The following is a 23,145-nucleotide window of genomic DNA, read 5'->3' as shown; positions in this document are numbered from 1 at the left end:
TAATATTTACTATAAACCTTTAGCCTTCTACCCTGGTAAAGTGTTCAACTGTTGGGAAAGGATCATAAAAGTGGTGCAATAACTTTTTCCATTCCTGGTATGCTGTTGATCCTCTGAAACCTTCGGTATGTGCCTCCAGTGTTTCCCAGTTTACCAACAGGATATATTTGTTTTCTACCTCTACACATTTCTGAAGCTGATGCGAAATGTAACCTTCCATTGAGGAAATGATTTTTTGTGCTTCGCTAAAAGCTATTTCAAAATCAGCCGATAAACCGGCTTTTACATTTAATATGGCAACTTCTAGAACCCCCAACCCCCTTAAAGGGGCTTTTGATTGAGTGCTGGTAGTATTATTATTCATCTTGTTAAAGTCCCCTCTAGGGGATTTAGGGGTTAAGCTTTCTCCAAAAATTCCCTTACGTCGGTTATTCTTCCCGTTACGGCTGCTGCTGCTGCTGTAAGTGGACTGGCCAATAGCGTACGTGCATTTTGCCCTTGTCTGCCTTCAAAGTTTCTGTTCGAAGTTGATACACAATATTTACCAGTCGGGATTTTATCTTCGTTCATGCCCAAACAAGCACTACAGCCTGGTTCGCGTAATTGAAAACCAGCAGCTTCAAAAATTTTGTCCAAACCTTCGTTTTTAGCTTGTTGTTCTACTTGTTTCGAACCTGGAACAATCCAAACGGTAACATTATCTGCTTTGCGTTTATCTTTAACAAAATCGGCAACTTCGCGTAAATCTTCAATGCGTGAGTTGGTGCAACTTCCAATAAAAACATAATCAACAGGTTTCCCTATTAATGAAGAATCATCGTCAAAACCCATGTAATCCAAAGCTTTCTGGTACGAGAGTTTTTCTTTTTCCGGTTGTGCGCCAGTGGCCGGAATATGTTCCTGAATGCCCATTCCCATGCCAGGGTTTGTACCGTAAGTAATCATTGGTGCAATATCTGCGGCATCGAATGTTAAAACGCTGTCGAACTTAGCGTCAGCATCGCTATATAATGTTTTCCAATAAGCCAATGCCTTATCCCACTCTTCGCCTTCGGGAGCAAATTCTCTTCCTTTAATGTAATCGAAAGTGGTTTGGTCTGGTGCAATTAATCCACCACGTGCACCCATTTCGATACTCATGTTACAGATCGTCATCCGGGCTTCCATACTTAAAGCTTCAATTGCCGAACCTGCATATTCGATAAAATAACCTGTACCACCAGCGGCAGAAATTTTGGCTATAATGTATAATATAATGTCTTTCGCACCAACGCCTGTTCCAAGTACGCCATTAACTTCAATTTTCATGGTTTTAGGTTTAGACTGCAACAAACATTGTGTTGCAAAAACCTGCTCTACCTGAGAAGTACCGATACCAAATGCAATGGCGCCAAAAGCACCATGGGTTGAGGTGTGACTATCGCCGCAAACCATTGTTTTACCCGGTAATGTAATGCCCAATTCAGGGCCGATAACATGTACAATGCCTTGAAAAGGATGCCCTAAACCATATAATTCTATTCCGAATTCTGCACAGTTTTTGGTAAGCATATCTACCTGATAGCGCGAAAGCTCTTCTTTAATGGGCAGCAATTGATTTAACGTAGGCACGTTATGATCAGCAGTGGCTACAGTCTGCTTTGGTCTGAAAACAGGTAAACCTCTTTTACGCAAGCCATCAAATGCCTGTGGAGAGGTTACCTCGTGTATTAAGTGTGTATCAATGTATAAAATATCAGGAAATCCTTCTTCACTTTTTACAACGTGAGCATCCCAAATTTTTTCTACTAATGTTTTTGACATTTTACCCCCTAGCCCCCTAAAGGGGGAATTTAAGTTTGTAATTATTTTATTTTTATAAGACCTGTCCAAAGTCCCCTCTCTTTTAGGAGAGGGGATTTAGGGGTGAGGTTATGCTGTTTTAATCGCTTTCATTGCCGTCATTGCTTTACGCAGGGTTGCGCCAATTTGCTCTACTTCGTGAGAACGGATAGCCTCATTGATGTCGATTAATTTTCTGTTATCAACAGCTCCATCTTTGCCTTCATTAAAGTTTTTACCTACTAAATCGGTATCTACTTTTTTCATAAAATCGCCTAAAAGTGGTTTACAAGCCTGATCGAACAGGTAACAACCATATTCAGCAGTATCAGAAATTACGCGGTTCATTTCGAACAGTTTTTTACGTGCAATGGTATTTGCAATAAGTGGTGTTTCGTGTAACGATTCGTAATAAGCAGATTCTGGTTTAATACCTGCCTGTACCATTGTTTCGAAGGCCAATTCAACACCGGCGCGTACAAAAGCAACCATTAAAGTATAGTTATCAAAATATTCCTGTTCACCGATTTTAACATCGCCTGCCGGCGTTTTTTCGAATGCAGTTTCGCCTGTTTCAGCTCTCCATTTTAATAAATTTGTATCTCCATTTGCCCAATCTTCCATCATGGTGCGACTAAATTCGCCACTCATAATATCATCCTGGTGTTTTTGGAACAATGGACGCATGATGTCTTTCAATTCTTCTGAAATTTCGAAAGCTTTGATTTTAGCAACATTGCTCAATCTATCCATCATGGCTGTAATACCACCTTGTTTTAAGGCTTCGGTAATCACTTCAACGCCATATTGAACCAATTTAGAAGCGTAACCTGCATCAATTCCTTTTTCTACCATTTTATCGAAAGATAGGATTGATCCTGTTTGCAATAAACCACAAAGGATAGTTTGCTCACCCATTAAATCTGATTTTACCTCAGCTACGAATGATGATTTTAGTACACCAGCTCTGTGGCCACCTGTACCTGCGCAATATGCTTTTGCTTGTGCCAATCCTTTACCTTGTGGGTCGTTTTCAGGGTGAACAGCAATTAATGTCGGAACTCCAAAACCACGCACATATTCTGCTCTAACCTCGCTACCAGGGCATTTAGGCGCAACCATGATAACAGTTAAATCTTTGCGGATCTGCATGCCTTCTTCCACAATATTAAAACCGTGAGAATATAATAAAGTAGCACCTTCTTTCATTAAAGGCATAATGGCATTTACTACAGCGGTATGTTGTTTATCTGGCGTTAGGTTAATCACCACATCTGCATTTGGAATTAATTCTTCGTAAGTACCAACTGTGAAATTGTTTTCAGTTGCATTTTTCCACGAATCGCGTTTACCTTCTATTGCTTCCTTACGTAAAGTGTAGCTTACATCTAAACCACTATCTCTTAAATTTAAACCTTGGTTTAAGCCTTGAGCGCCACAACCTACAATTACCAGTTTCTTGCCTTTTAATGCGCTAACGCCATCTAAAAATTCCGAGCTGTCCATGAAGTCGCAAACACCTAATTGGTTTAATTTTTCTCTAAGAGGTAGTGTGTTAAAATAATTTGCCATTTTTTTATTGGTTAATTTCTATTTAATTATCGGGTTATATATTTTTTTTTCTTCGGTTTGATTTCAAGGATGCCGTGATTACACTGATTTTTTTATTATCAGTTTCACATCTTTCATCACTTATAGTATTTTTTTTAATGCCCATGCATAGCCGTAATGTACATTATCGTGGCCAACAGTGGTAATCAGAACTTCTTCTATGCTATTCAATTGTACACCATAGGTTGCTGTTGTAAAAGGAGTAATGCTGCTGAATTTTTCTGCTGCATAATCTGCTTTTATTTTTTCAATGCTTGATAAGGCCATGCCTTTCAATTCTGCTATTTCTTCTTCGGTAACGGTATAAGTTGGCTTGGTATCTTTTTTATAATACTCGTTGAATTTCACCGAAGCCGCATCTTCTAATATACCTGTACGAACGTAACAAAGGGTTTGAGTACTTACAACAATGTGCCCGAAATTCCAGATGATGTTATTATTGAAGCCATGCGGAATTTTATTCAGTTCTTCATTGGTTAAGCCATCAATCAATTGAATAAAGGCCTTGCGTGAGTTTATTATAAAATCAAATACTTCGTTCATTCTCTTTTAATTTTTGTCGTTGCCTGGTTTATTAAGGATAAGTTATCTATCAATTTGATTTAATCTTGAAGATTTACATTCAAAAAGATTCATTTTGTCGCTTCTTTAGGCAATAACAGTGTGTTTTCGGCTTACATGGTGAAAATTTTGCCGCCTTTTTCTAAAAACTCATTTTCTACCAATTCTTCACCAGGTTCGAAAGCTTCAAATTCTTTTAATTTTTCGTGGAAACCTGCGCTATCTTTAATAATGGCTACCCTTGCAGATCTTACAAATTCAATTAATTCATAAGGTTCTAAAGCTTTTACCAAAGCATCAGTTTCTTCACGGTGGCCGGTTACTGCAAAAACAGTATAATCTTTACGGATCACTACCGCACTTGCACCATATTGCCTTAATAAACGCTCAACAGTTACTTTTTCAGCAATTTCATCTGTAGAAACCTTATAGAGGGCCAGTTCCTGCCATATAATTTCTTCGTTCGTGTTGAAATAAACTTTCAATACTTCAATCTGTTTTTCTATCTGACGGGCCAGCTTTCTTACTACTTCGTAACCTTCATGGATGACGATGTTGAAACGGTGTATCCCTTCAATTTCTGATGCGGAACTGTTCAAACTTTCGATATTGATTTTTCTTTTAGAGAAAATAATCGCAATCCTGTTTAATAAACCAATGCGGTTTTCGGCATATACCGTAATGGTGTATGCCTGCTTTCCGTCGATATCGGTTTGATCTAGTGTGTGTTTTAATGTATCTTCAGTACTCATGTCCAAAATTTTTACCACCAAGGCACAAAGGCCACGAAGGTTTTTGTTTATGCTATTTTCGCTTTAATCTTTCAGCTTACTTTAACCTGATTTCGCTTACACTCATCCCTTGCGGAACCATTGGGAAAACATTATTTTCTCTACCAACCATTACTTCCAATAAATAAGAACCTTGATGGTTAATCATCGTTTCTAATGCTTGCCTTAAATTTGCACGTTCATCAACTTTGCTTGCTTCGATATAATATGATTTAGCCAAAGCCACAAAATCAGGACTGGTGATATTTACGAACGAATAGCGTTTATCATGGAATAACTGTTGCCATTGACGCACCATACCCAAAAAGCGGTTGTTCAAGATCAGAATTTTCACTGCTGCGCCAAACTGCATAATGGTACCCAATTCCTGAGGAGTCATTTGGAAACCACCATCGCCGATAATGGCTATAACAGTTTTATCAGGTGCGCCGTATTTGGCTCCAATTGCGGCCGGTAAACCGAAGCCCATTGTGCCTAAACCTCCAGATGTAATGTTGCTGCGGGTATTGTTAAATTTAGCGTAACGGCAGGCCACCATTTGGTGCTGACCTACATCGGTAACGATTATCGCATCACCACCACAGATTTCGTTAATGTTGCGCAAAACTTCGCCCATGGTCATTTCATCACCCGAAGGGTAAAGTTCTGGCGTAATTACCTGATCTATTTCCTGTTGGTTATAATCTCTGAACTTGGCTAACCAATCTTCGTGTTTATTTTCGTTAACCAGGTTGGTTAGTAGGGGTAAAGTTTCTTTACAGTCGCCCCAAACGCCCACTTCTGCTTTAACATTCTTGTCAATTTCGGCAGGATCGATATCTAAATGGATTACTTTGGCTTGTTTGGCGTATTTATCCAATCGACCAGTTACACGGTCATCAAAACGCATACCGATGGCAATTAAAACATCACATTCATTGGTTAATACATTTGGTCCGTAATTTCCATGCATCCCCAACATTCCTACATTGAGTGGGTGTGCAGTTGGAATGGCGCCTTCGCCCATGATTGTCCATGCGGCAGGAATACCAGCTTTTTCAATAAATGCTTTAAATTCTTCTTCGGCTTTACCTAAAACCACACCTTGGCCAAATAAAACAAATGGTTTTTTGGCTGAGTTGATTAATTCGGCTGCTTGCTCAATATATTCAATCCTAACTTTAGGTTTAGGGCGATAACTGCGAATGTGGTTACACTTTACATATTCAGGAAATTCCTCTAACTGTAATTGTGCATTTTTAGTAATATCGATTAATACCGGGCCTGGTCTGCCACTTTTAGCAATGTAAAAGGCTTTTGCCAATACTTCCTGAATTTCTTTGGCATCAGTAACCTGGTAATTCCATTTGGTAACCGGAGTGGTTATATTAATCACATCGGTTTCCTGAAATGCATCAGTACCCAATAAATGAGCAAAAACCTGTCCGGTGATGCAAACCAATGGTGTACTGTCTATCTGAGCATCGGCCAAACCGGTAACCAGGTTTGTTGCGCCTGGTCCGCTGGTTGCGAAAACAACACCAACTTCGCCACTTGCTCTGGCAAAACCCTGAGCCGCATGGATACCTCCTTGCTCATGGCGAACCAATATGTGTTCTAATTTATCGGCATAATCATAAAGAGCATCATAAATTGGCATGATTGCTCCACCCGGATAACCAAAAATGGTGGTAACACCTTCTTCAATTAATCCATTCAACAAAACCTGCGACCCTGTTCCTTTAAATAAGGTTTTTGAGGTTTCTGCTTTCGCCTCGCTTTGTTGTATTGTATCTTGTGCAGTTTCCATAGTTATGTTTTTGCGGTTCTATTATTTTTTAATTTTAAACCCAATTCTTTCTCTGTCGTTCCACTTCAATTGAGCGATTTTTTCGTCTATTAAGTTTTCCATTGCATCGTAAAGTTCGTTAAGCTGAACATCATGTTCGCCAATGCGCTCTTTAATTTCTGTTAGCTGTTCGTTAAGGTTGTTTTGCTTTAGCAAAATTTTCCGAACATCTACAAAGGCTCTCATAATGGCAATGTTCATGTTAATTGCCTTGTCACTCTTCAAAACGCCACTCAACATGGCAACACCTTGCTCTGTAAAGGCATAAGGCAATTTTCGAGTACCTCCCCAACTTGAAGTCACAATTTGTGACTTCAAGTTGGGGCTGCCTGTTATCACAATTTGTGATGATGTACCCTGATTATTTGCATCAATCTGAAGTTTTATCTCTTCAAACTCAGCAGAAGTTAACTGAAACATAAAATCTTCTGGAAAACGCTTTACGTTACGTTTCACCGCCTGATTCAGCACCTTGGTTTCAACTTCATAAAGCGATGCCAGATCAAAATCAAGCATTACTCTTTCTCCCCGGATGTCATAAATCCTATTCTGAATACTTTTAATTATTTGCATAATCTTTTCTTTTAGTAATCAATTAATCCAGGGATGATTTTTTTGATTTTTAGTCTTCGTCAGTTACGCAACCACTAGCTGCATCTGAAACTGTTTTAGCATATTTATATAAAACACCTTTTGTTACTTTTAATGGAGGCTGCACATAATTTCTTCTACGTTCAGCAATTACTTCATCACTTACTTCTAGGTGGATAATATTATTTACTGCGTCGATCAAGATTCTATCTTCATCTTCTACCAGGCCAATAAGACCTCCTTTGTAAGATTCGGGAGTGATATGACCAACTACGAAACCGTGTGTGCCACCAGAGAAACGGCCATCCGTAATTAAAGCGACAGATTTGCCTAAACCAGCACCAATAATTGCGGAGGTGGGTTTTAACATCTCTGGCATACCTGGTGCGCCAACAGGGCCTGAGTTTTTAATTACAATCACATCGCCGGGTTGAACGCGTCCGCTTGAAATTCCTGCAATTAAATCGTGCTCACCATCGAATACACGTGCAGGGCCTTCAAATTTTTCACCTTCTTTTCCGCTGATTTTTGCAACAGAGCCTTTTTCAGCAAGGTTTCCATAAAGAATCTGTAAATGCCCAGTTGCTTTAATTGGTTCACTTAATTTCTGAATAATTTTTTGGTCGTAATCCATAACCGATTTTACATCAGCTAAATTTTCGGCCATGGTTTTTCCGGTAACAGTTAAGCAATCACCATGTAATAAACCTTCATTTAATAAATATTTCAATACCGCCGGGATACCTCCATATTGATGCAAATCCTGCATTAAGAATTTTCCACTTGGTTTAAAATCAGCCAAAACCGGAGTTTCATCACTCATGCGTTGGAAATCATCCTGAGTAACCTCTACACCAATGGCTTTACCGATAGCAATAAAGTGTAATACCGCGTTTGTACTGCCACCTAAAATAATAATTGATCGGATTGCATTTTCAAATGCTTTCCTGGTCATGATATCAGAAGGTTTGATATCTTTTTCCAATAAAACCCTAATGTATTGACCTGCATCCAAACATTCCTGTTTTTTTTCTTCGCTTACTGCAGGGTTAGAAGAAGAATAAGGCAAACTCATACCTAAGGCCTCGATGGCTGCTGCCATAGTATTTGCAGTATACATGCCACCGCAGGCACCAGCACCAGGGCAGGTATGTTTTATAATGCCTTGAAAATCTTCTTCAGAAAGATTACCACATATTTTTTGTCCTAAAGCTTCGAAGGCAGAAACGATGTTCAATTCTTCACCCTTGTAATGGCCTGGGGCAATTGTACCACCATAAACCATAATTGAAGGGCGATCTAAGCGTGCCATGGCCATAATGGCTCCGGGCATATTTTTATCGCAACCTGGTATTGCGATAACACCGTCATAATATTGGCCTCCGCAAATGGTTTCAATACTATCTGCAATTACATCGCGGCTTACCAATGAGTAACGCATACCATCAGTACCGTTGCTCATGCCATCACTTACGCCAATGGTATTAAAAACCAAGCCCACTAAATCATTGTTCCAGACCCCTTTTTTGACATCTTTTGCAAGATCATTCAGGTGCATATTGCAGGTGTTACCATCGTAACCCATACTAGCAATACCGACCTGCGCTTTAGCCATATCAGCATCAGTTAATCCGATTCCGTAAAGCATAGCTTGTGCTGCCGGTTGTGTAGGGTCTTGTGTAAATGTTTTACTGTACTTGTTTAATTCGCTCATTGTTTAAAATGTATATTCTGGTTCTGTTAGTTGTATAATTTGAGGCAAAAAAAAACCGCCTCGTTTCGGAGGCGGTTTCGGTATGTATATTTTTTATATTATACGCAACGGTTTCCACCTCTTTTTTGAGAAATGACAATAATTAAGTTGCTAATAATGTTTGTGTTTATATTCATGTTTTCGATGAATCACAAACATACTAACTATTTAAAAGATGCAAAGAACTATTTTAAGTATTTCTCTATTTTTTTACTCCGATTACAATCCCGGTTGCCCAAACCTGCTTTGTTAAAAGCAAATCATCTCTGGATTCTAAATCTTTAATCAACTTAACTGCTTTTTCCTGATGCCCTTCAGGCCAGTTTTGTTGAGGTAGCATATCATCAATAATATAAAATCCGCCGGTGTTCAGCATGGATAAAGCTTCATCTAAAAGCAGGTATTTACCATGCCAGGTATCGGCAAAAATGTAATCGAATTTTTTGTCTTTATTATTTTTAATCCATTCGGCACCGTCCGTATCCACCAAGTTTAAGCGTGTGTCATCACCTAAAAAGGTTTCAGCGATGGCTAAAAATTTTGCGTCGTTATCGATTGAAGTAAATGTACTTTGCTGATCCAAACCATCCAATATCCATGATGTGGATAAACCTGTTCCGGTTCCAAGTTCTAAAAATTTGCCTGATGGTTTAGTCGCAGCCAGTGTTCTGAGTAAAGCGCATGTCAACACATCAGAAGCCATACCAAATCCTGATGCTTTTGTTGCATCGCTGATTTGCTGGTAAGCTTTTGGATAATGTTGATTGATCTCTTCAGTCATTTGCTTTTAGATGCTTTTTATTTTATTTAAGTTTATTTTTGGTTGATGATTTTTTAGTCGATGGCTCATAGCTTGATATGCCATTAACCATGAACTAATTAACCATCAGCCAGTATGCTTCTCACTATATGATTACCTCGTAATTTACTTTTTCCAATACCAGGTTTTTATAAGCGCGTTGTATGGTATAACCGATAGATTCTCTCCATAATGGGCGATAAACAATGTCATCAATCGAGGCAATGCCTGCAATTTCAGTAGCGGTACCACATAAGAAAGCACTATCTGCATTTTTAAGATCTTCTACAGTTAATTTTTTCTCAATACATTCAATATCAAGCACGGTACAAAGTTCTTTTACGGTTGCACGTGTAATGCCAGGTAAAATATTTCCTGCTGACGGGGTATAAAGTTTTCCATCTTTTTCGAGGAAAATATTTGCTCCGGATGCTTCGGCAACAAAACCATGCATATCTAAAAGGAGTGCTTCATCGTAACCTTTAATGTTGGCAGCAGTGGTAGCGAGGATTGAATTAACATAATTGCCACTCAACTTTGCTTCCATTGGAGTTGATTTTGGATTTGGCCTTTCGTAATCTGAAACTGTTAACTTCAATAATTTATTGCCAGAGTAAGCATCCCATTCCCAGGCACAAATCATGATCGAAACTCCACTAGGACCGTTTAATTTCATATTTGGGTGGCAAAATACCAGCGGACGGATGTAAGCATCTTTTAACTTGTTTAATTGAAGCAATTTATAGGTTGCAGCAATTAATTCCTGTTTATTCCATGGAAAAGGGATATTTGCCAGCTGGCACGAACGCTTCTAATCGGTCGAAATGTGCTGCAGCTTTGAAAATCCGGTTGCCATTATGTGTTTTATAGGCTCTAATACCCTCAAAAGCAGCATAGCCGTAATGTAGCGACTGCCCGTAAAGATCTGTACTGCTATTTACAGCCTTTTCGAAAGCACCATCAAGGTAAATAATCGTATTAGAATTGTAGTATTTCATCTGTTATCTTATTATTTTGTCATCAGTCAGATGGATCTTATCATGATTAATTAAGCCTTGCAATTGTGCTTTTTGGTTTATTAATCGTGGCCGGTTCATAATACTGTGTTTTGTTATTTAAAAAAAGCGTCCCGTTTGTATCGGGACGCTTTAAGTATATTAGTTTTTTAAAATCTATTTATAAGCTGCCCGTTTTCATTTCTGCTAAAATATTTAGGAGTAGCAGGTTAAGTAAAATGACAGGTAACAACACTACATTGCCAGCTGCTTTAGCAGTAGTATATGTAGAAACTATGTTGTTTTGAATGATCATTATTACCTTATTGTTTACAAAAACCAATTTAGTTTTTGGTTCATTAATATGCAAGAGAAATCAGAAAAAAGTGAAATCAATACATAATTCTTTATAATTATGTATTATCAGAATATTATTCTTATTTGGAGTCCGAATAGTTATTTAATGCCGATAGCCTTATACCAAATATCAAAACGGTATACGGTATGTTTATTATGCTTGCATTATAAATTTTCTATTTTTCTGCTTAAATCCCTGTATAGTGCGCTAAAAGTTGAAAATTTTGGCTGTATGTGAAATTGAAATCCGGATGAAAATTTAAGTATATATCAACAATTTTAGTTGATTATGTTTTTGCTTTAATTCTGGTTTCCAAATAAGGCATTTGGTTAGCCTATATAAAAAAAGCCTCCCGGATTTTTTAAATCGGGAGGCTTTTTAAATGAGTTAATTATTCTGCTTAAGCAATACCTTCAGCTAATACCACAATTTTGTTGTGGATAGCTTCAACCACACCGCCTTTAATAAAAAAGCGTTGCTCGTCAGCTTTGTTTGCTTTTATAATAACTTCTCCATCTTCTAAAGTAGAGATGATAGGGGCGTGGTCTTTTAAAATCTGGAAAGAACCTAAAGTACCAGGAACCGTAACTGCTGTTACTTCACCTTCGAAAACTTTTTTATCTGGAGTTAATATTTCTAAATTCATTTTGAATAGATTTGAGATTTGAGATACAAGATTTGAGACCAAGTCTCTCTCATATCTCATATCTAGTGTCTCACGTCTTTCTTAGTTTGCTTCTGCTAATAATTTTTTACCTTTTTCGATTGCATCTTCAATGCTACCAACCAAGTTAAATGCAGCTTCAGGGTACTCATCAACTTCACCATCCATGATCATGTTAAATCCTTTGATGGTATCTTTAATGTCAACCAATACACCTTTTAAGCCTGTAAATTGCTCAGCTACGTGGAAAGGTTGAGATAAGAAACGTTGAACACGACGTGCTCTTGATACTACTAATTTATCTTCTTCAGATAATTCGTCCATACCTAAGATCGCGATGATATCCTGTAATTCTTTATAACGTTGTAAAGTTTCTTTAACACGTTGTGCAGTATTATAATGCTCATCACCCAAAACAGCCGGAGAAAGGATACGTGAAGTAGAATCCAATGGATCTACTGCAGGATAAATACCTAGCTCAGCAATTTTACGTGAAAGTACTGTAGTAGCATCTAAGTGGGCAAAAGTTGTTGCCGGAGCCGGGTCAGTTAAATCATCCGCAGGTACATATACCGCTTGTACTGATGTAATTGATCCACGTTTTGTTGATGTGATACGCTCTTGCATTAAACCCATTTCAGTTGCCAATGTTGGTTGGTAACCTACTGCTGAAGGCATACGACCTAATAAAGCCGATACTTCAGAACCGGCCTGGGTAAAACGGAAGATGTTATCAACGAAGAAAAGGATGTCTTTTCCAGCGCCTTCTCCATCACCATCACGGAAATATTCTGCAACTGTTAATCCTGATAAAGCCACACGAGCACGTGCACCAGGAGGCTCGTTCATTTGTCCGAAAACCAAGGTTGCTTTTGATTCTTTTAATTTTTCAGTATCAACAGCTTTCAAATCCCAACCACCTTTTTCCATTGAGTGTAAGAATTCGTCGCCATAATTGATTACACCTGATTCGATAAACTCACGAAGTAAATCGTTACCCTCACGAGTACGCTCACCAACACCTGCGAATACTGATAAACCAGCATAAGCTTTAGCGATGTTGTTTACCAACTCCATAATTAATACTGTTTTACCCACACCAGCACCACCGAACAAACCAATTTTACCACCTTTAGCGTAAGGCTCTAATAAATCGATTACTTTAATACCTGTAAAAAGTACCTCAGTTTCAGTAGATAAATCTTCAAACTTAGGAGGAGTAGCATGGATCGGACGACCATCAGTTTTATCAACTGCATTGATACCATCAATCGCTTCACCAACTACATTAAATAAACGACCTTTAATCTGGTCGCCAACTGGCATTTTAATTGCAGCGCCAGTATCAACTACTTTCATACCACGAACTAAACCGTCAGTAGAGTCCATCGAAATTGCACGTACACGGTCTTCACCTAAGTGCTGTTGAACTTCTAAAACAATTTTTTGTCCATTTTCTTTCGTTATTTCTAACGCATCAAAAATTTTAGGTAGATGGGCATCATCAGCAAAGCTAACGTCAACCACTGGGCCGATAATTTGTGCTATTTTTCCTAAGTTAGGCATATCTGTTGTGAGTAAATTTATTACAGTCAATGAATTAAAGCTGTTTAAAGGGGCTCCAATTCGGTTGGCAAAGTTAAGTTATTCTAACTGAATTTTAAATATATATTATAAATTTTTTCAACATGGTTTTTATCGATAATTTAGAGGCTGAAATAAGCAATATGAAAACCATTTTAACAACAGGGAGCAATGGCCTTTTAGGACAGAAAATAACCGAAAAGGTACTGGCTGAAGGTAGGGTGAAATTGGTGGCCACATCCAAAGGTGATAATCGATATCCTGTAAAAGATGGCTATGAATATGCAGAAATGGATATTCTGAAGAGCGATGAGGTGAGGGGAGTTATTAAGAAATATCAGCCTGATGCGATTATCCATACTGCGGCGATGACCAACGTTGACACCTGCGAAGCCAACAAAGAATTATGTAACCAGCTTAATGTAGATGCTGTTCAGACCTTATTGTCGATTTGTGAAGAAAAAAATATTCAGCTGATCCATCTAAGTACCGATTTTGTTTTTGATGGTGCCGACGGACCTTACAGGGAAGAAGATGCCGTTAATCCGGTAAGTTATTATGGCGAATCGAAAGTGCTGGCGGAAGAGCTGCTTAAAAATTCAAAGGCCAGCTGGGCTGTTTTAAGAACGATCTTAGTTTACGGAATTACGAATGATATGAGCCGGAGCAATATTGTATTATGGGCTAAAGGCGCTTTAGAAAAATTATCTCCCGTAAACGTGGTAAACGATCAATGGCGCATGCCTACTTTGGCCGAAGATTTGGCCGAGGCCTGTTTGCTGGCTGTTGAGAAAAATGCACGGGTATTTCTCAGTGTATCGGGTAAAGATTACATGAGTATTGCAGGTTTAGTGCGGAAAGTTGCCGATTATTGGGCGCTCGATCAATCTTTAATTAATGAAATAAGCTCGGTAAGTTTAAACCAAGGGGCTAAACGCCCGGTTAAAACAGGTTTTGTGTTGGATAAAACGATAAAAGACCTGGGTTACAATCCTCATAGTTTTGAAGAGGGGCTCGCGATTTTAGATCGACAGATGAAAAAAGATTATTAATTCATTAGTCTGGCTACATGCATTAACGACAATTGAATTATTGAACCAATTAATATATTTAAACAATTAAACAAATTACCCAATGGCATTACAAGTTGGCGATACAGCCCCTGATTTTAAATTATACAGTTCTGATTTAGCAGAGATTTCACTTTCTGCATTTAAAGGCAAAAAGGTAATCATACATTTTTTTCCTATGGCTTTTACTGGTACATGTACCGAACAATTGTGCACCATGCGTGATAATTTCAGTTATTATGAAGGAATAAATGCACAGGTAATTGGTATTTCTGTTGATTCGCCATTCTCTTTGGGTAAATTTAAAGAGGTACAAAGTTATCAGTTCCCATTATTGTCTGATTTTAATAAAGAAGTTTCTAAAGCTTACGGTGCTTTTTATGATGAATTTGTGTTCGGATTGAAGGGTGTTTCAAAAAGAGCGGCTTTTGTGATTGATGAAGAAAGAAAAATTAGTTATGCTGAAGTTTTAGAAGATGCACATGATTTGCCTGATTTTAAAGCAATTAATAATGCATTAGGTGTATAAAGCATAAACTGTAGAAGATTTTTTTGATATTTTTTTAAAATTTAATTGGAAATTAAAATATCAAATTATACCTTTGCAGTCCGTTAACGATACGGAAACGCATTTGTAGCTCAATTGGATAGAGCATCTCACTACGGATGAGAAGGTTTGGGGTTCGAATCCCTACAAGTGCACTGAAAGGGAGGATTGTAAAATTCTCCCTTTTTTTATGTCTTAAAATTAATTATACGCTTGTCATTCAGGTAATTGTATTTTAATTTTCAATTAAGCATCACCTATTTATAATTTCCACTGTCAAATACTAATTGTGAGGGGATTCACTTTTAAACACCATTTTTTTCTGATAAACCTGCTCGATATTTCATTTACCTCATCTGCTGCTTATTACAGATAATTCCTAATCGGTACAACATTTCAAATTTATATGATTTCCTTTTTGTGCAGATCGAATCTATCATATCACAGTTTAAAAAAATGTTTTGATTTTAGCTAAACAAAGTTTAGCTTTGGTAAACAATAACCAAATAAATTTCATTCCCATCATTTTCAAATCGATAGATTTTAATCTAAAATGGAAAATCGCGATAAACTTTCTGATTATGATGTGGTTGCGCAGCTTCGGATGGGAAGTGAAGACGCATTTATACAAATCTATAACCGCTATTGGGAAACCCTTCTTAATTGTGCTTATCAGCGTTTGCATTCAAAAGCAGATGCAGAGGAAGTAGTACAGGAATTATTTGTAAATCTTTATTTCCGGCGGGAAGAAATAGATCCAAAATCCAATTTAGAAGCTTACCTTAAAACAGCACTTAAGTTCAAAGTGATTGATGCCTATCGTTTGCAGCAAATGCATTATAAGCATATTGATAACCTGGTTTATGAAGCCAATCTGTTGCCAGCTGCAGTAGACGATCAGTTAGAAAAAAAAGAATTTAAAACGCTGGTACTTGCTGCATGCAACAAACTACCCGAAAAGTGCCGGGAAGTATTTATCCTGTTCCGTTTCGAAGAATTATCTCATAAGGAAATTGCCGACCGAACTGCAATTTCTGTGAGCACTGTTAAAAAACACCTCCATAAAGCCATGCACTTTCTTAGGGAAGAATTTAAGGGAAGCAAAACTTTTTTCACTGTCGTTTGCATGTTTTTTTTATCGAAATAAATTTTTTTAAAAAATTATTTATTTGATAATCAATAATTTAATTGCTTTTTGATATTTTTTTTCCTTTGGCATAGAACCTTTTTTCTTTTGCTTCGAATACCTTATATGAGCAACAATCAAAATGCTTCAGATAAGCACCTGCTGGAAATAATAACCAAATTTAAAAATGGAGAGGCTACGGCAGCCGAAATCATGCAAATTGAACGTTGGTATGATCGTCAGGCCGCTAATGAGGGCTATACCGATCATATGTCATCGGAAGAACGTTTAGCAACCCAGCAGATGATGTTGATGCGAATTAACGACAGCATTAAACAAGCTCAAAAACCAACAATAAAACTTTCTAAACGCAAATGGTTAATTACATTGTCAATAGCTGCAAGTATAGCTCTTGGCCATAGGCATATCAATGTATATTGGGTTAAGTTCTCAAAAAGTAGTTAACCACAATCAAATTGTTAACAATGTTGATGTGGCTCCAGGAAGTGATAAAGCAACATTAACACTCGCAAACGGAAAAAAAATCAGTTTAGCTGCCCTAACCAATGGTGAGGTTGTTAATCAAAACGGGGTTCGTATTGCTAAAACAGCCAACGGGCAGTTGGTTTATGAAGTAACCGGAAATTCAGCATTGAAAAACCTTAAACCCGAATTTAATACCATAGATGTCCCCTTAGGCGGTCAATGGCAGGTAATTCTTCCCGATCATTCTAAAGTATGGTTAAATGCATTGTCAAGTATAACCTATCCATTACAATTTGTTGGTAAAGAGCGGGTTGTGGAAATTTCAGGCGAAGCCTATTTCGAAGTTGCCCATAACTCACAAATGCCATTTAAGGTAAATGCGAGGAATGAAGTTATTGAGGTTTTAGGTACTCATTTCAATATAGCGGCCTATGCCGATGAAAAACAAATTAAAACAACGCTTTTACAAGGTTCGGTAAAAATTTCGGATGGCAAAATAACCAGGTTACTCGTTCCGGGAGAACAGGCTGTGGCAAGCTCAGGAAAGATTACGGTAACGAACGATATCGACATGGAAGAGGTTGTGGCATGGAAAAATGGTTATTTTAAATTCGACGATAACCTCGAAACCATTATGGCCAAAGTTGCGAAATGGTACAATGTTAATGTTATTTATGAATTCAAACCTGATCCAAACAATATATACGCAGGCAAAGTGTCGCGTTCAAAAAATATCTCGTCCTTATTGAAAATCATTGAATTTAATGGTGATGTACACTTTAAAATAGATGGAAGGAGGGTAATTGTGACGAAATAACCCCATACAAACCAGGTAAATGAAAAAAAATGGCCAAAGGTGTTCGAGCACCTTCGGCCGGATGCTGAGTTTACCCATTCCGACAAGTCGGAATAAAATTTAACGAAGAATTAATCCGAAACCCAACAAATCAAATTTATGAATTTAAACTTACATAATCGGTATGGAGGTAACTGCCATATCTATTACAAAATTCTGCTGGTGATGAAAATTACTACATTTTTTCTGATTATAGCCATAATGCAGGTAAGCGCGGGTACTTTCGCGCAAAAAGTAACCCTTAACAAGGTGAATACACCCTTATCATTAATAATTAACGAAATACGGGATCAGAGTAATTACGATTTTTTTTACAATAAAAAAGCCCTAAAACTGGCCAAACCGATTACGATTAATGTAAAAAATGCTTCGGTAGAGGAGGTATTGAAAATTTGCTTCAAAGATCAGGCACTTGAATATCAGATTACAGATAATATCGTGATGATTAAAGGAAAGGAAGCAAAATTTAATTTTACCGATCCATTTCAGTTTACGGCCGAAAAAATAACAGGTAAAGTGGTTGATGAGCAAGGCCAGCCAATACCAGGAGCAAGCATAACCGAAAAAGGTACTACTAATGTAAGCCAAACCAATGGTAATGGAGAATTTACCATTAGTGTGAAAGACAATACATCTGTTTTAGTGATTTCTTTTATAGGTTACCAAAGTAGAGAAGTGGTGGCAGGTAACGTGAAAAAAGGTAATGTTACACTTACAGCATCACAAGAAAGCTTAAGTGATGTGGTTGTAACTGCTTATGGTAAGGCTAAAAAAAGCAGTTTAACTGATGCTGTGCAAACTATTGATGGCAAAGTATTGGAAAACAGGCCTATCCGTACAGTAACTGATGGATTAATTGGTTTAGCACCTGGAGTGAACATCAGAATGCCAAGCGGTGCTCCTGAATCCAATCCCTCAATAAACATTAGGGGCTTTACCTCTATTAACAACACAAGTGCGCCATTAATATTGGTTGACGGAGTTGAAAGGCCAATTCAGGATGTTAATCCTAATGATGTAGAAACGATTTCCTTTTCTGAAAGATGGGGCTGCAACGGTTATCTATGGTTCAAGAGCACCTTATGGGGTATTGTCAATTACCACAAAAAGCGGTAAAGAAGGAAAGCTGTCGTTTAATTATACCACCAATTCAAAAATTGGCAGGATGGTGCTTTTTCCAACGCAGCCGAATTCGCCAGATTGGGCAAGATACATTAACATTGCGCAGCGAAACGGGCAACCTAACGGAACAGGTACAGATGGCGTTGATGCACTTACCATTGCACGGATGGAGGCTTGGCTGAAAACAGGATTGGAACGATCCTTCATTTAATGCGATAAGAACTCAATTTGGAGATAAAGCGCAGCAATATATTGAAAACGGACAGTTTCCGAGTGGGAGATGCCAGTTTTAAAGGCTGGAACAGAGAACAATTTTTTGCTACAACAAAACTATACGACAGCTATTTTAATAAGTATGATTACAGTCAGCAGCACAATTTAAATTTTAGCGGTGGAACAGATAAGGTAAGTTACTGCTCTAGTTTCGGCTATAATGATACTAAAAGGCTTGTTAAAAGGCGATCTTAATTACACATACACGTTATAATTTTCAAACCAAACTTAAAATACAAGGCTGCCGATTGGTTAGATTTGAGAACAGATATTAATTATGCCAGGCAGGCAAACCAAGGCCCCAACTATATAGGTAACGGAGCAGATGTTGCCAATTATGACGCTATTTTCGCCGGTATGACGACAGTATTTTGCTACACCCTTAAAAGTTCCATCAGGTAATGCATATTCATGGATCTTAGGTGCAGCGGGTATTTTAGGTGATGGTGGACTTATTAACAACACCAGAAACGATATTGTACTTAGCGGTGGCGCAACCATAAAGCCATTTAAACATTTTGAAATTAACGCAGATTATTCAAGAAGACAGAGCTTTTCTGAATATTCTAAAGTTACAAAAGTAGTGTATACGGAATTTCCGGATGGTACGAAAATTCAAAATAACCGATCTGCAAATTTGAGTAGTATTAGTAAAACAAATGGCGTGCTGGGGTACCAGATGGGGCTAGATTGAATGCCCAGTACAGCAATACTTTTGCACAAAAACATACTTTGCTTGCACAATCTTGGTGTTCAAACAGCAGAAAACCGGTTTTAAATCTCTAACAGGGAGCAAAACAGATTTATATGCTCAGGATGCAAAACAAGCACTTAGTGCTGCGGCGAATAACCCGGCAGCAAGCGATAACATATACGAGTGGAGTACTTTCGGGTTTTTAACGGGGTAATTTTACCTATGATTCTTATCTAGAAAGTATACATGATCAAATTTGCCGGTAGAAGAGATGCAAGCTCCCGTTTTTGCACCTAAATCCAGATGGGGTTTATTTCCATCTATATCAGGAGCGTGGAACGCGGCGAAAGAGAAGCTTTTGGCCGTTGAAAAATATTGTTTTCAGAATTCAGGCCCTGTGTTTCCTGGTCAACATCCGGAGATTCGAAATACTTATAAATCAGATGGTATTACTCCTGAATATTATACGTATTTACCTACTGTACCTACTTCCTTAAATAGAAATCTGCTTTTAGGAAATGCGTACTTCGAAATGCTGCATCAACACCTGGCTTGGTTAATTCAGACCTCGCCTGGGCAAAACCTACAGTTTTAAACTTTGGGTCGGATATTACCGCCCTGAAAAAATAGGTTCACCTGAACGTTACGAATGGTACCAACGCACAGTAATAGATCAAAATCGGACCTGGTAGATCCACTTCGCACAGGTGTTCCGTACTGAATCCACCACAGAAAAACAATGCGGTTTCCGAAACCCGTGGTTGGGAGCTTACAGTAGGTTGGGCCGATCAGTTTAAGGCAGCAGGTAAACCTTTAAACTATTCGATTAAGTTTAATATGAGCGATTATATCGGCTATGTTAAACAATATAATTCAAACAAAACAGGGGTAAGTAATATTTGGACACCCGGCCAGCAATTCGGACAAAACTTTGTGTACGACGTAAAGGGCATTGCTCGGAACGCTGCCGACCTCAAAACAGGAACATTGAACGGAACTTATAACTATCCAGGATACATTATGTATAATGATGTTAATGGCGATGGTTACATTAATTCTGGTAACGGTGGCTTTTGGTACAGCAGGGGCGATTTAGTTAATGGCGGTTTTAATTACCCGCGTAAAAGTTATTCTATACTCCCAACTGTTTCCTGGAATAACATTACTTTTTCTGCAGTGTTGGAAGGGGTAATGCAATGGCGGGTTTACAATGATACTGAATGGGTTTGGGGTACAAGAGCAGGTAGTGACCTGGCTTATTTCTATACGCCTGCATTTAAAGAAAGTACTGATTTAGGTTATTGGAGCCCTGGTAACACCAATGCTTTTTTTCCGGCATTTAATACAGGCAGAGGTTTGCCAACAAATAAATATTCGTTAAACCTGGCCAATTTAAGAATCAGGAATATTACGCTTGCTTACGATTTACCACAAAAATGGGTAAGCAAGGTTAAATTGAAAAAGGTTAACATTTATTTTAGTGGCGAAAATTTAGGCTTTATCTATAATAAATCCTTTATTAAATACGATCCTGAACTCTTAAGGAATGGTGTAAATGGTTACCCGCCATTGCGCTATTATTCAATGGGATTAAACATAAACCTATAACTAATCTATCACTTCATACATAAATAAAATCGAGATGAAAGCTTACATTAGTAAATCAAGCAAACTCATATTTACCCTCTTTATAATGATGTGCTTTGTGGCCTGCAAGAAAGATTTTTTGGAAAAAACACCTTTGGATTCGGTAAATCCAAGTGATTTTTTTAAAACTGCAACACAACTGCAAATTTTTGTTAATGGATTTTACGGTCGACTTGCACCACAATATAGTGGAATAAACGGTACAGGTACACCTACAGGAGGCAATAGCAATCTAGGGCTGGATGCCAATTCTGACATGATGATTGTACAAACCACAGCTACAGCTAGTTTGTACAGGTGGGATGCTGTTTCAGTAGCACCAGATGCAAGTGCAGCTTGGTCTGGAAGTTATGCAAGTATCCGATCAGATAACTATTTCCTCCAGAATGCTAACCTTAAAGCCGAAAAAACAGATGCTGCCAACCATTACATTGGTGAAGGATACTTTTTTAGAGCGTGGGATTATTTTAGCTTGCTCAAAAACTTTGGCGGCGTGCCTATAATTACAGAATCCTTAAGTGAAAATGATTTGGACAAATTATTTAAGCCAAGAGCTTCGAGATATGAGGTAGCTAAACAGATTATTGCAGATTTGGATTTAGCTATTGCTAAGCTAAACTGGAAAGGAGAAGGCCAGGCGGCTATTGCAGGAAGATTAAATAAAGAATCTGCATTAATATTAAAGGCAAGGGTTGCATTATACGAAGGCACATGGGAATATTACCATGGTAAAAAAAGCAGTGCTTATGCCTTAGCCGGTAAAAATGGGGTTGAGTTTTTAGAAATGGTAGAACCTACAGTTTTGCAACTCATGGCAAGGAACGGTGCCAAAATATTTACAACAGGTGATAAAACAATGTCATACAATCAGCTTTTTGCACAAAGAAATGCTGCAAACCTCGACGGTGTTTTCCTTTATAAAGTATATGATGCGGCTTTGCTGGCTACAAGCCATAATTTCTTCACTAAGATTATGGATTCCGGTCCTTCTATTACCGATCACCTGGTTGATATCTACTTAAATAAGGATGGAACACCACAAGTATCTCTCCCCTAATTATACAAGTACACTAAATCAGCTTGGTGATAATTTAGATCCCCGGTTTAAACAAACCGTGTGGACTCCAGATCGTGGTCCGCTTAATCAATTGCCAGGCCGCGGTAGCGATGGCGTTTCATTCAGGTATCCGATTATTGCTTCGCAGCCTCCATATAGTTCGTTAGGTTTTACTTCAACCGGATATCGTAATTACAAGGGTGCAGTTTTGGCACAAGAGTCTACTAGAGGTGAAACAGATGATATCCTGATGCGCTATGAAGAAGGTTTGCTGTCATTAGCTGAAGCCAAAGCCATATTAGGAACAATTAATCAAACAGACATCGATAAAACTGTTAACCTGATTAGGAGCCGTGTTGGTATGGTACCATTAAATATGAATACCATTACTCCTGGAGCATATCGCGAGGATTTAGGATTTGATCCTACCGGAACACCTGTTTTAAATGAATATCAGAAGAGAGCGAACTGTAGAGTTTGCGCTTGAAGGTTTTAGGCTCGATGACATAAAGCGATGGGCCGTATACGAAAAGGTAATTAATGGTTATCAGCCAAAAGGAGCTTCATTACAGGAGTTTTTAGATTATTTTAACCGTACACCTGCTCAAGTCGTTATAGATAAAGGATCAGACCCAACATTATATAGCCAGATCAGAAAAGATGGTTATATCCTTAACGAATTTAGCTTGGTTATCGGTAACAATGTAGATAAGTTTACCAGCGGAAGAATGAATCCTTACTTTAAAGTGCCTGATTTTAAGGTTGGCGGACGAGGATTATTCATCGAGTCAGGAAGAGATTATCTAAGTGCCATCCCGCTACAGCAAATAAAGCTTTATCAGGCAAACAATGCTGTGCTGAGTCAAAATCCAGGTTGGAATTAATTCATTATTGATATTTACTAAACTATT

Annotated in this window: 28 protein-coding genes and 1 tRNA gene; 16 read left to right on the top strand and 13 right to left on the bottom strand. The window is 38.1% G+C overall.

All coding sequences use genetic code 11. The annotated features are described in order from the left end of the window. Positions 1 to 19: 19 nt before the first annotated feature. The 13 genes from AC0IWE_RS01850 to atpD all read right to left on the bottom strand — a co-directional run bounded on the left by AC0IWE_RS01850 (position 20) and on the right by atpD (position 13,338). Positions 20 to 364, bottom strand: coding sequence for an antibiotic biosynthesis monooxygenase family protein (locus AC0IWE_RS01850; RefSeq protein WP_471791683.1), 345 nt, complete (start codon positions 362 to 364; stop codon positions 20 to 22). A gap of 32 nt (positions 365 to 396) precedes the next feature. Continuing rightward, entirely contained in the window at positions 397 to 1,803 is a 1,407-nt protein-coding gene (gene leuC, locus AC0IWE_RS01845; protein WP_471791682.1) for a 3-isopropylmalate dehydratase large subunit, read from the bottom strand. A 108-nt stretch (positions 1,804 to 1,911) separates the two neighbouring features. Next, positions 1,912 to 3,393, bottom strand: coding sequence for a ketol-acid reductoisomerase (gene ilvC, locus AC0IWE_RS01840; protein ID WP_055912643.1), 1,482 nt, complete (start codon positions 3,391 to 3,393; stop codon positions 1,912 to 1,914). A gap of 120 nt (positions 3,394 to 3,513) precedes the next feature. Then, a complete protein-coding gene (locus tag AC0IWE_RS01835; protein ID WP_471791681.1) occupies positions 3,514 to 3,975 on the bottom strand; it encodes a DinB family protein in 462 nt (153 codons plus the stop codon). Positions 3,976 to 4,106: 131 nt separating this feature from the next. Continuing rightward, a complete protein-coding gene (gene ilvN / locus AC0IWE_RS01830) occupies positions 4,107 to 4,745 on the bottom strand; it encodes an acetolactate synthase small subunit (RefSeq protein ID WP_471791680.1) in 639 nt (212 codons plus the stop codon). A gap of 76 nt (positions 4,746 to 4,821) precedes the next feature. Then, positions 4,822 to 6,573 carry a biosynthetic-type acetolactate synthase large subunit gene (ilvB, locus tag AC0IWE_RS01825; protein WP_471791679.1) on the bottom strand — a complete coding sequence of 584 codons (1,752 nt, stop codon included), beginning with the start codon at positions 6,571 to 6,573 and terminating at the stop codon, positions 4,822 to 4,824. A 21-nt stretch (positions 6,574 to 6,594) separates the two neighbouring features. Then, complete coding sequence (locus AC0IWE_RS01820; protein WP_471791678.1) at positions 6,595 to 7,185, bottom strand: ORF6N domain-containing protein; 591 nt, start codon at positions 7,183 to 7,185, stop codon at positions 6,595 to 6,597. Between the two features lie 49 nt (positions 7,186 to 7,234). Next, a complete protein-coding gene (gene ilvD / locus AC0IWE_RS01815) occupies positions 7,235 to 8,917 on the bottom strand; it encodes a dihydroxy-acid dehydratase (RefSeq protein ID WP_463496728.1) in 1,683 nt (560 codons plus the stop codon). Positions 8,918 to 9,158: 241 nt separating this feature from the next. After that, entirely contained in the window at positions 9,159 to 9,737 is a 579-nt protein-coding gene (locus AC0IWE_RS01810) for an O-methyltransferase (protein ID WP_471791677.1), read from the bottom strand. 124 nt (positions 9,738 to 9,861) lie between these two features. Continuing rightward, a complete protein-coding gene (locus tag AC0IWE_RS01805; protein ID WP_471791692.1) occupies positions 9,862 to 10,512 on the bottom strand; it encodes an aminotransferase class IV in 651 nt (216 codons plus the stop codon). A gap of 10 nt (positions 10,513 to 10,522) precedes the next feature. Next, positions 10,523 to 10,753, bottom strand: coding sequence for a hypothetical protein (locus tag AC0IWE_RS01800; protein WP_471791676.1), 231 nt, complete (start codon positions 10,751 to 10,753; stop codon positions 10,523 to 10,525). Between the two features lie 755 nt (positions 10,754 to 11,508). Continuing rightward, complete coding sequence (atpC, locus tag AC0IWE_RS01795; RefSeq protein WP_055912620.1) at positions 11,509 to 11,754, bottom strand: ATP synthase F1 subunit epsilon; 246 nt, start codon at positions 11,752 to 11,754, stop codon at positions 11,509 to 11,511. 81 nt (positions 11,755 to 11,835) lie between these two features. After that, positions 11,836 to 13,338 (bottom strand): F0F1 ATP synthase subunit beta, encoded by a 1,503-nt coding sequence (gene atpD / locus AC0IWE_RS01790; RefSeq protein WP_025145829.1) that lies wholly within the window; start codon positions 13,336 to 13,338, stop codon positions 11,836 to 11,838. A gap of 161 nt (positions 13,339 to 13,499) precedes the next feature. On the opposite strand from atpD, the gene AC0IWE_RS01785 reads away from it, so the two are divergent. From AC0IWE_RS01785 to AC0IWE_RS01710, 16 genes are all read left to right on the top strand, one after another. Then, entirely contained in the window at positions 13,500 to 14,408 is a 909-nt protein-coding gene (locus AC0IWE_RS01785; RefSeq protein WP_471791675.1) for an SDR family oxidoreductase, read from the top strand. An 82-nt stretch (positions 14,409 to 14,490) separates the two neighbouring features. Next, entirely contained in the window at positions 14,491 to 14,955 is a 465-nt protein-coding gene (locus AC0IWE_RS01780; RefSeq protein WP_471791674.1) for a redoxin domain-containing protein, read from the top strand. 99 nt (positions 14,956 to 15,054) lie between these two features. Next, a tRNA-Arg gene (locus AC0IWE_RS01775) sits at positions 15,055 to 15,128 on the top strand. A gap of 398 nt (positions 15,129 to 15,526) precedes the next feature. Then, complete coding sequence (locus tag AC0IWE_RS01770) at positions 15,527 to 16,120, top strand: RNA polymerase sigma factor (RefSeq protein ID WP_471791673.1); 594 nt, start codon at positions 15,527 to 15,529, stop codon at positions 16,118 to 16,120. A gap of 105 nt (positions 16,121 to 16,225) precedes the next feature. Next, the gene (locus AC0IWE_RS01765; RefSeq protein WP_471791672.1) at positions 16,226 to 16,564 is read left to right on the top strand and encodes a hypothetical protein; all 339 of its coding nucleotides are present in this window, start codon (positions 16,226 to 16,228) and stop codon (positions 16,562 to 16,564) included. Then, on the top strand, positions 16,530 to 17,402 hold the full coding sequence (locus AC0IWE_RS01760) for a FecR family protein (protein ID WP_471791671.1): 873 nt from the start codon (positions 16,530 to 16,532) through the stop codon (positions 17,400 to 17,402). Before AC0IWE_RS01765 ends, AC0IWE_RS01760 begins: the two co-directional genes overlap by 35 nt. Before the next feature lie 138 nt (positions 17,403 to 17,540). Then, on the top strand, positions 17,541 to 18,557 hold the full coding sequence (locus tag AC0IWE_RS01755; protein WP_471791670.1) for an STN domain-containing protein: 1,017 nt from the start codon (positions 17,541 to 17,543) through the stop codon (positions 18,555 to 18,557). After that, positions 18,532 to 18,774: a hypothetical protein gene (locus tag AC0IWE_RS01750; protein ID WP_471791669.1), complete on the top strand. Its 243-nt coding sequence runs from the start codon at positions 18,532 to 18,534 to the stop codon at positions 18,772 to 18,774. The genes AC0IWE_RS01755 and AC0IWE_RS01750 overlap by 26 nt, the downstream gene beginning before the upstream one ends. Before the next feature lie 41 nt (positions 18,775 to 18,815). Continuing rightward, positions 18,816 to 19,031, top strand: a complete 216-nt coding sequence (locus AC0IWE_RS01745; RefSeq protein ID WP_471791668.1) for a hypothetical protein — start codon at positions 18,816 to 18,818, stop codon at positions 19,029 to 19,031. Positions 19,032 to 19,094: 63 nt separating this feature from the next. Continuing rightward, the gene (locus AC0IWE_RS01740; protein ID WP_471791667.1) at positions 19,095 to 19,238 is read left to right on the top strand and encodes a hypothetical protein; all 144 of its coding nucleotides are present in this window, start codon (positions 19,095 to 19,097) and stop codon (positions 19,236 to 19,238) included. Positions 19,239 to 19,585: 347 nt separating this feature from the next. Further along, on the top strand, positions 19,586 to 19,744 hold the full coding sequence (locus AC0IWE_RS01735) for a hypothetical protein (RefSeq protein ID WP_471791666.1): 159 nt from the start codon (positions 19,586 to 19,588) through the stop codon (positions 19,742 to 19,744). A gap of 42 nt (positions 19,745 to 19,786) precedes the next feature. Then, the gene (locus AC0IWE_RS01730) at positions 19,787 to 20,125 is read left to right on the top strand and encodes a hypothetical protein (protein WP_471791665.1); all 339 of its coding nucleotides are present in this window, start codon (positions 19,787 to 19,789) and stop codon (positions 20,123 to 20,125) included. A 242-nt stretch (positions 20,126 to 20,367) separates the two neighbouring features. After that, positions 20,368 to 21,138, top strand: coding sequence for a hypothetical protein (locus AC0IWE_RS01725; protein ID WP_471791664.1), 771 nt, complete (start codon positions 20,368 to 20,370; stop codon positions 21,136 to 21,138). A 34-nt stretch (positions 21,139 to 21,172) separates the two neighbouring features. Further along, entirely contained in the window at positions 21,173 to 22,234 is a 1,062-nt protein-coding gene (locus AC0IWE_RS01720; RefSeq protein ID WP_471791663.1) for a RagB/SusD family nutrient uptake outer membrane protein, read from the top strand. Beyond that, positions 22,206 to 22,721, top strand: coding sequence for a RagB/SusD family nutrient uptake outer membrane protein (locus AC0IWE_RS01715; RefSeq protein WP_471791662.1), 516 nt, complete (start codon positions 22,206 to 22,208; stop codon positions 22,719 to 22,721). Before AC0IWE_RS01720 ends, AC0IWE_RS01715 begins: the two co-directional genes overlap by 29 nt. Beyond that, a complete protein-coding gene (locus AC0IWE_RS01710) occupies positions 22,681 to 23,118 on the top strand; it encodes a RagB/SusD family nutrient uptake outer membrane protein (RefSeq protein WP_471791661.1) in 438 nt (145 codons plus the stop codon). The genes AC0IWE_RS01715 and AC0IWE_RS01710 overlap by 41 nt, the downstream gene beginning before the upstream one ends. The last annotated feature ends 27 nt before the right edge of the window (positions 23,119 to 23,145 follow it).

Source organism: Pedobacter sp. AC402, assembly GCF_979252805.1.
Note: the sequence above shows the minus strand (reverse complement) of the source record. Positions and strands in the feature narration are given on the sequence as shown.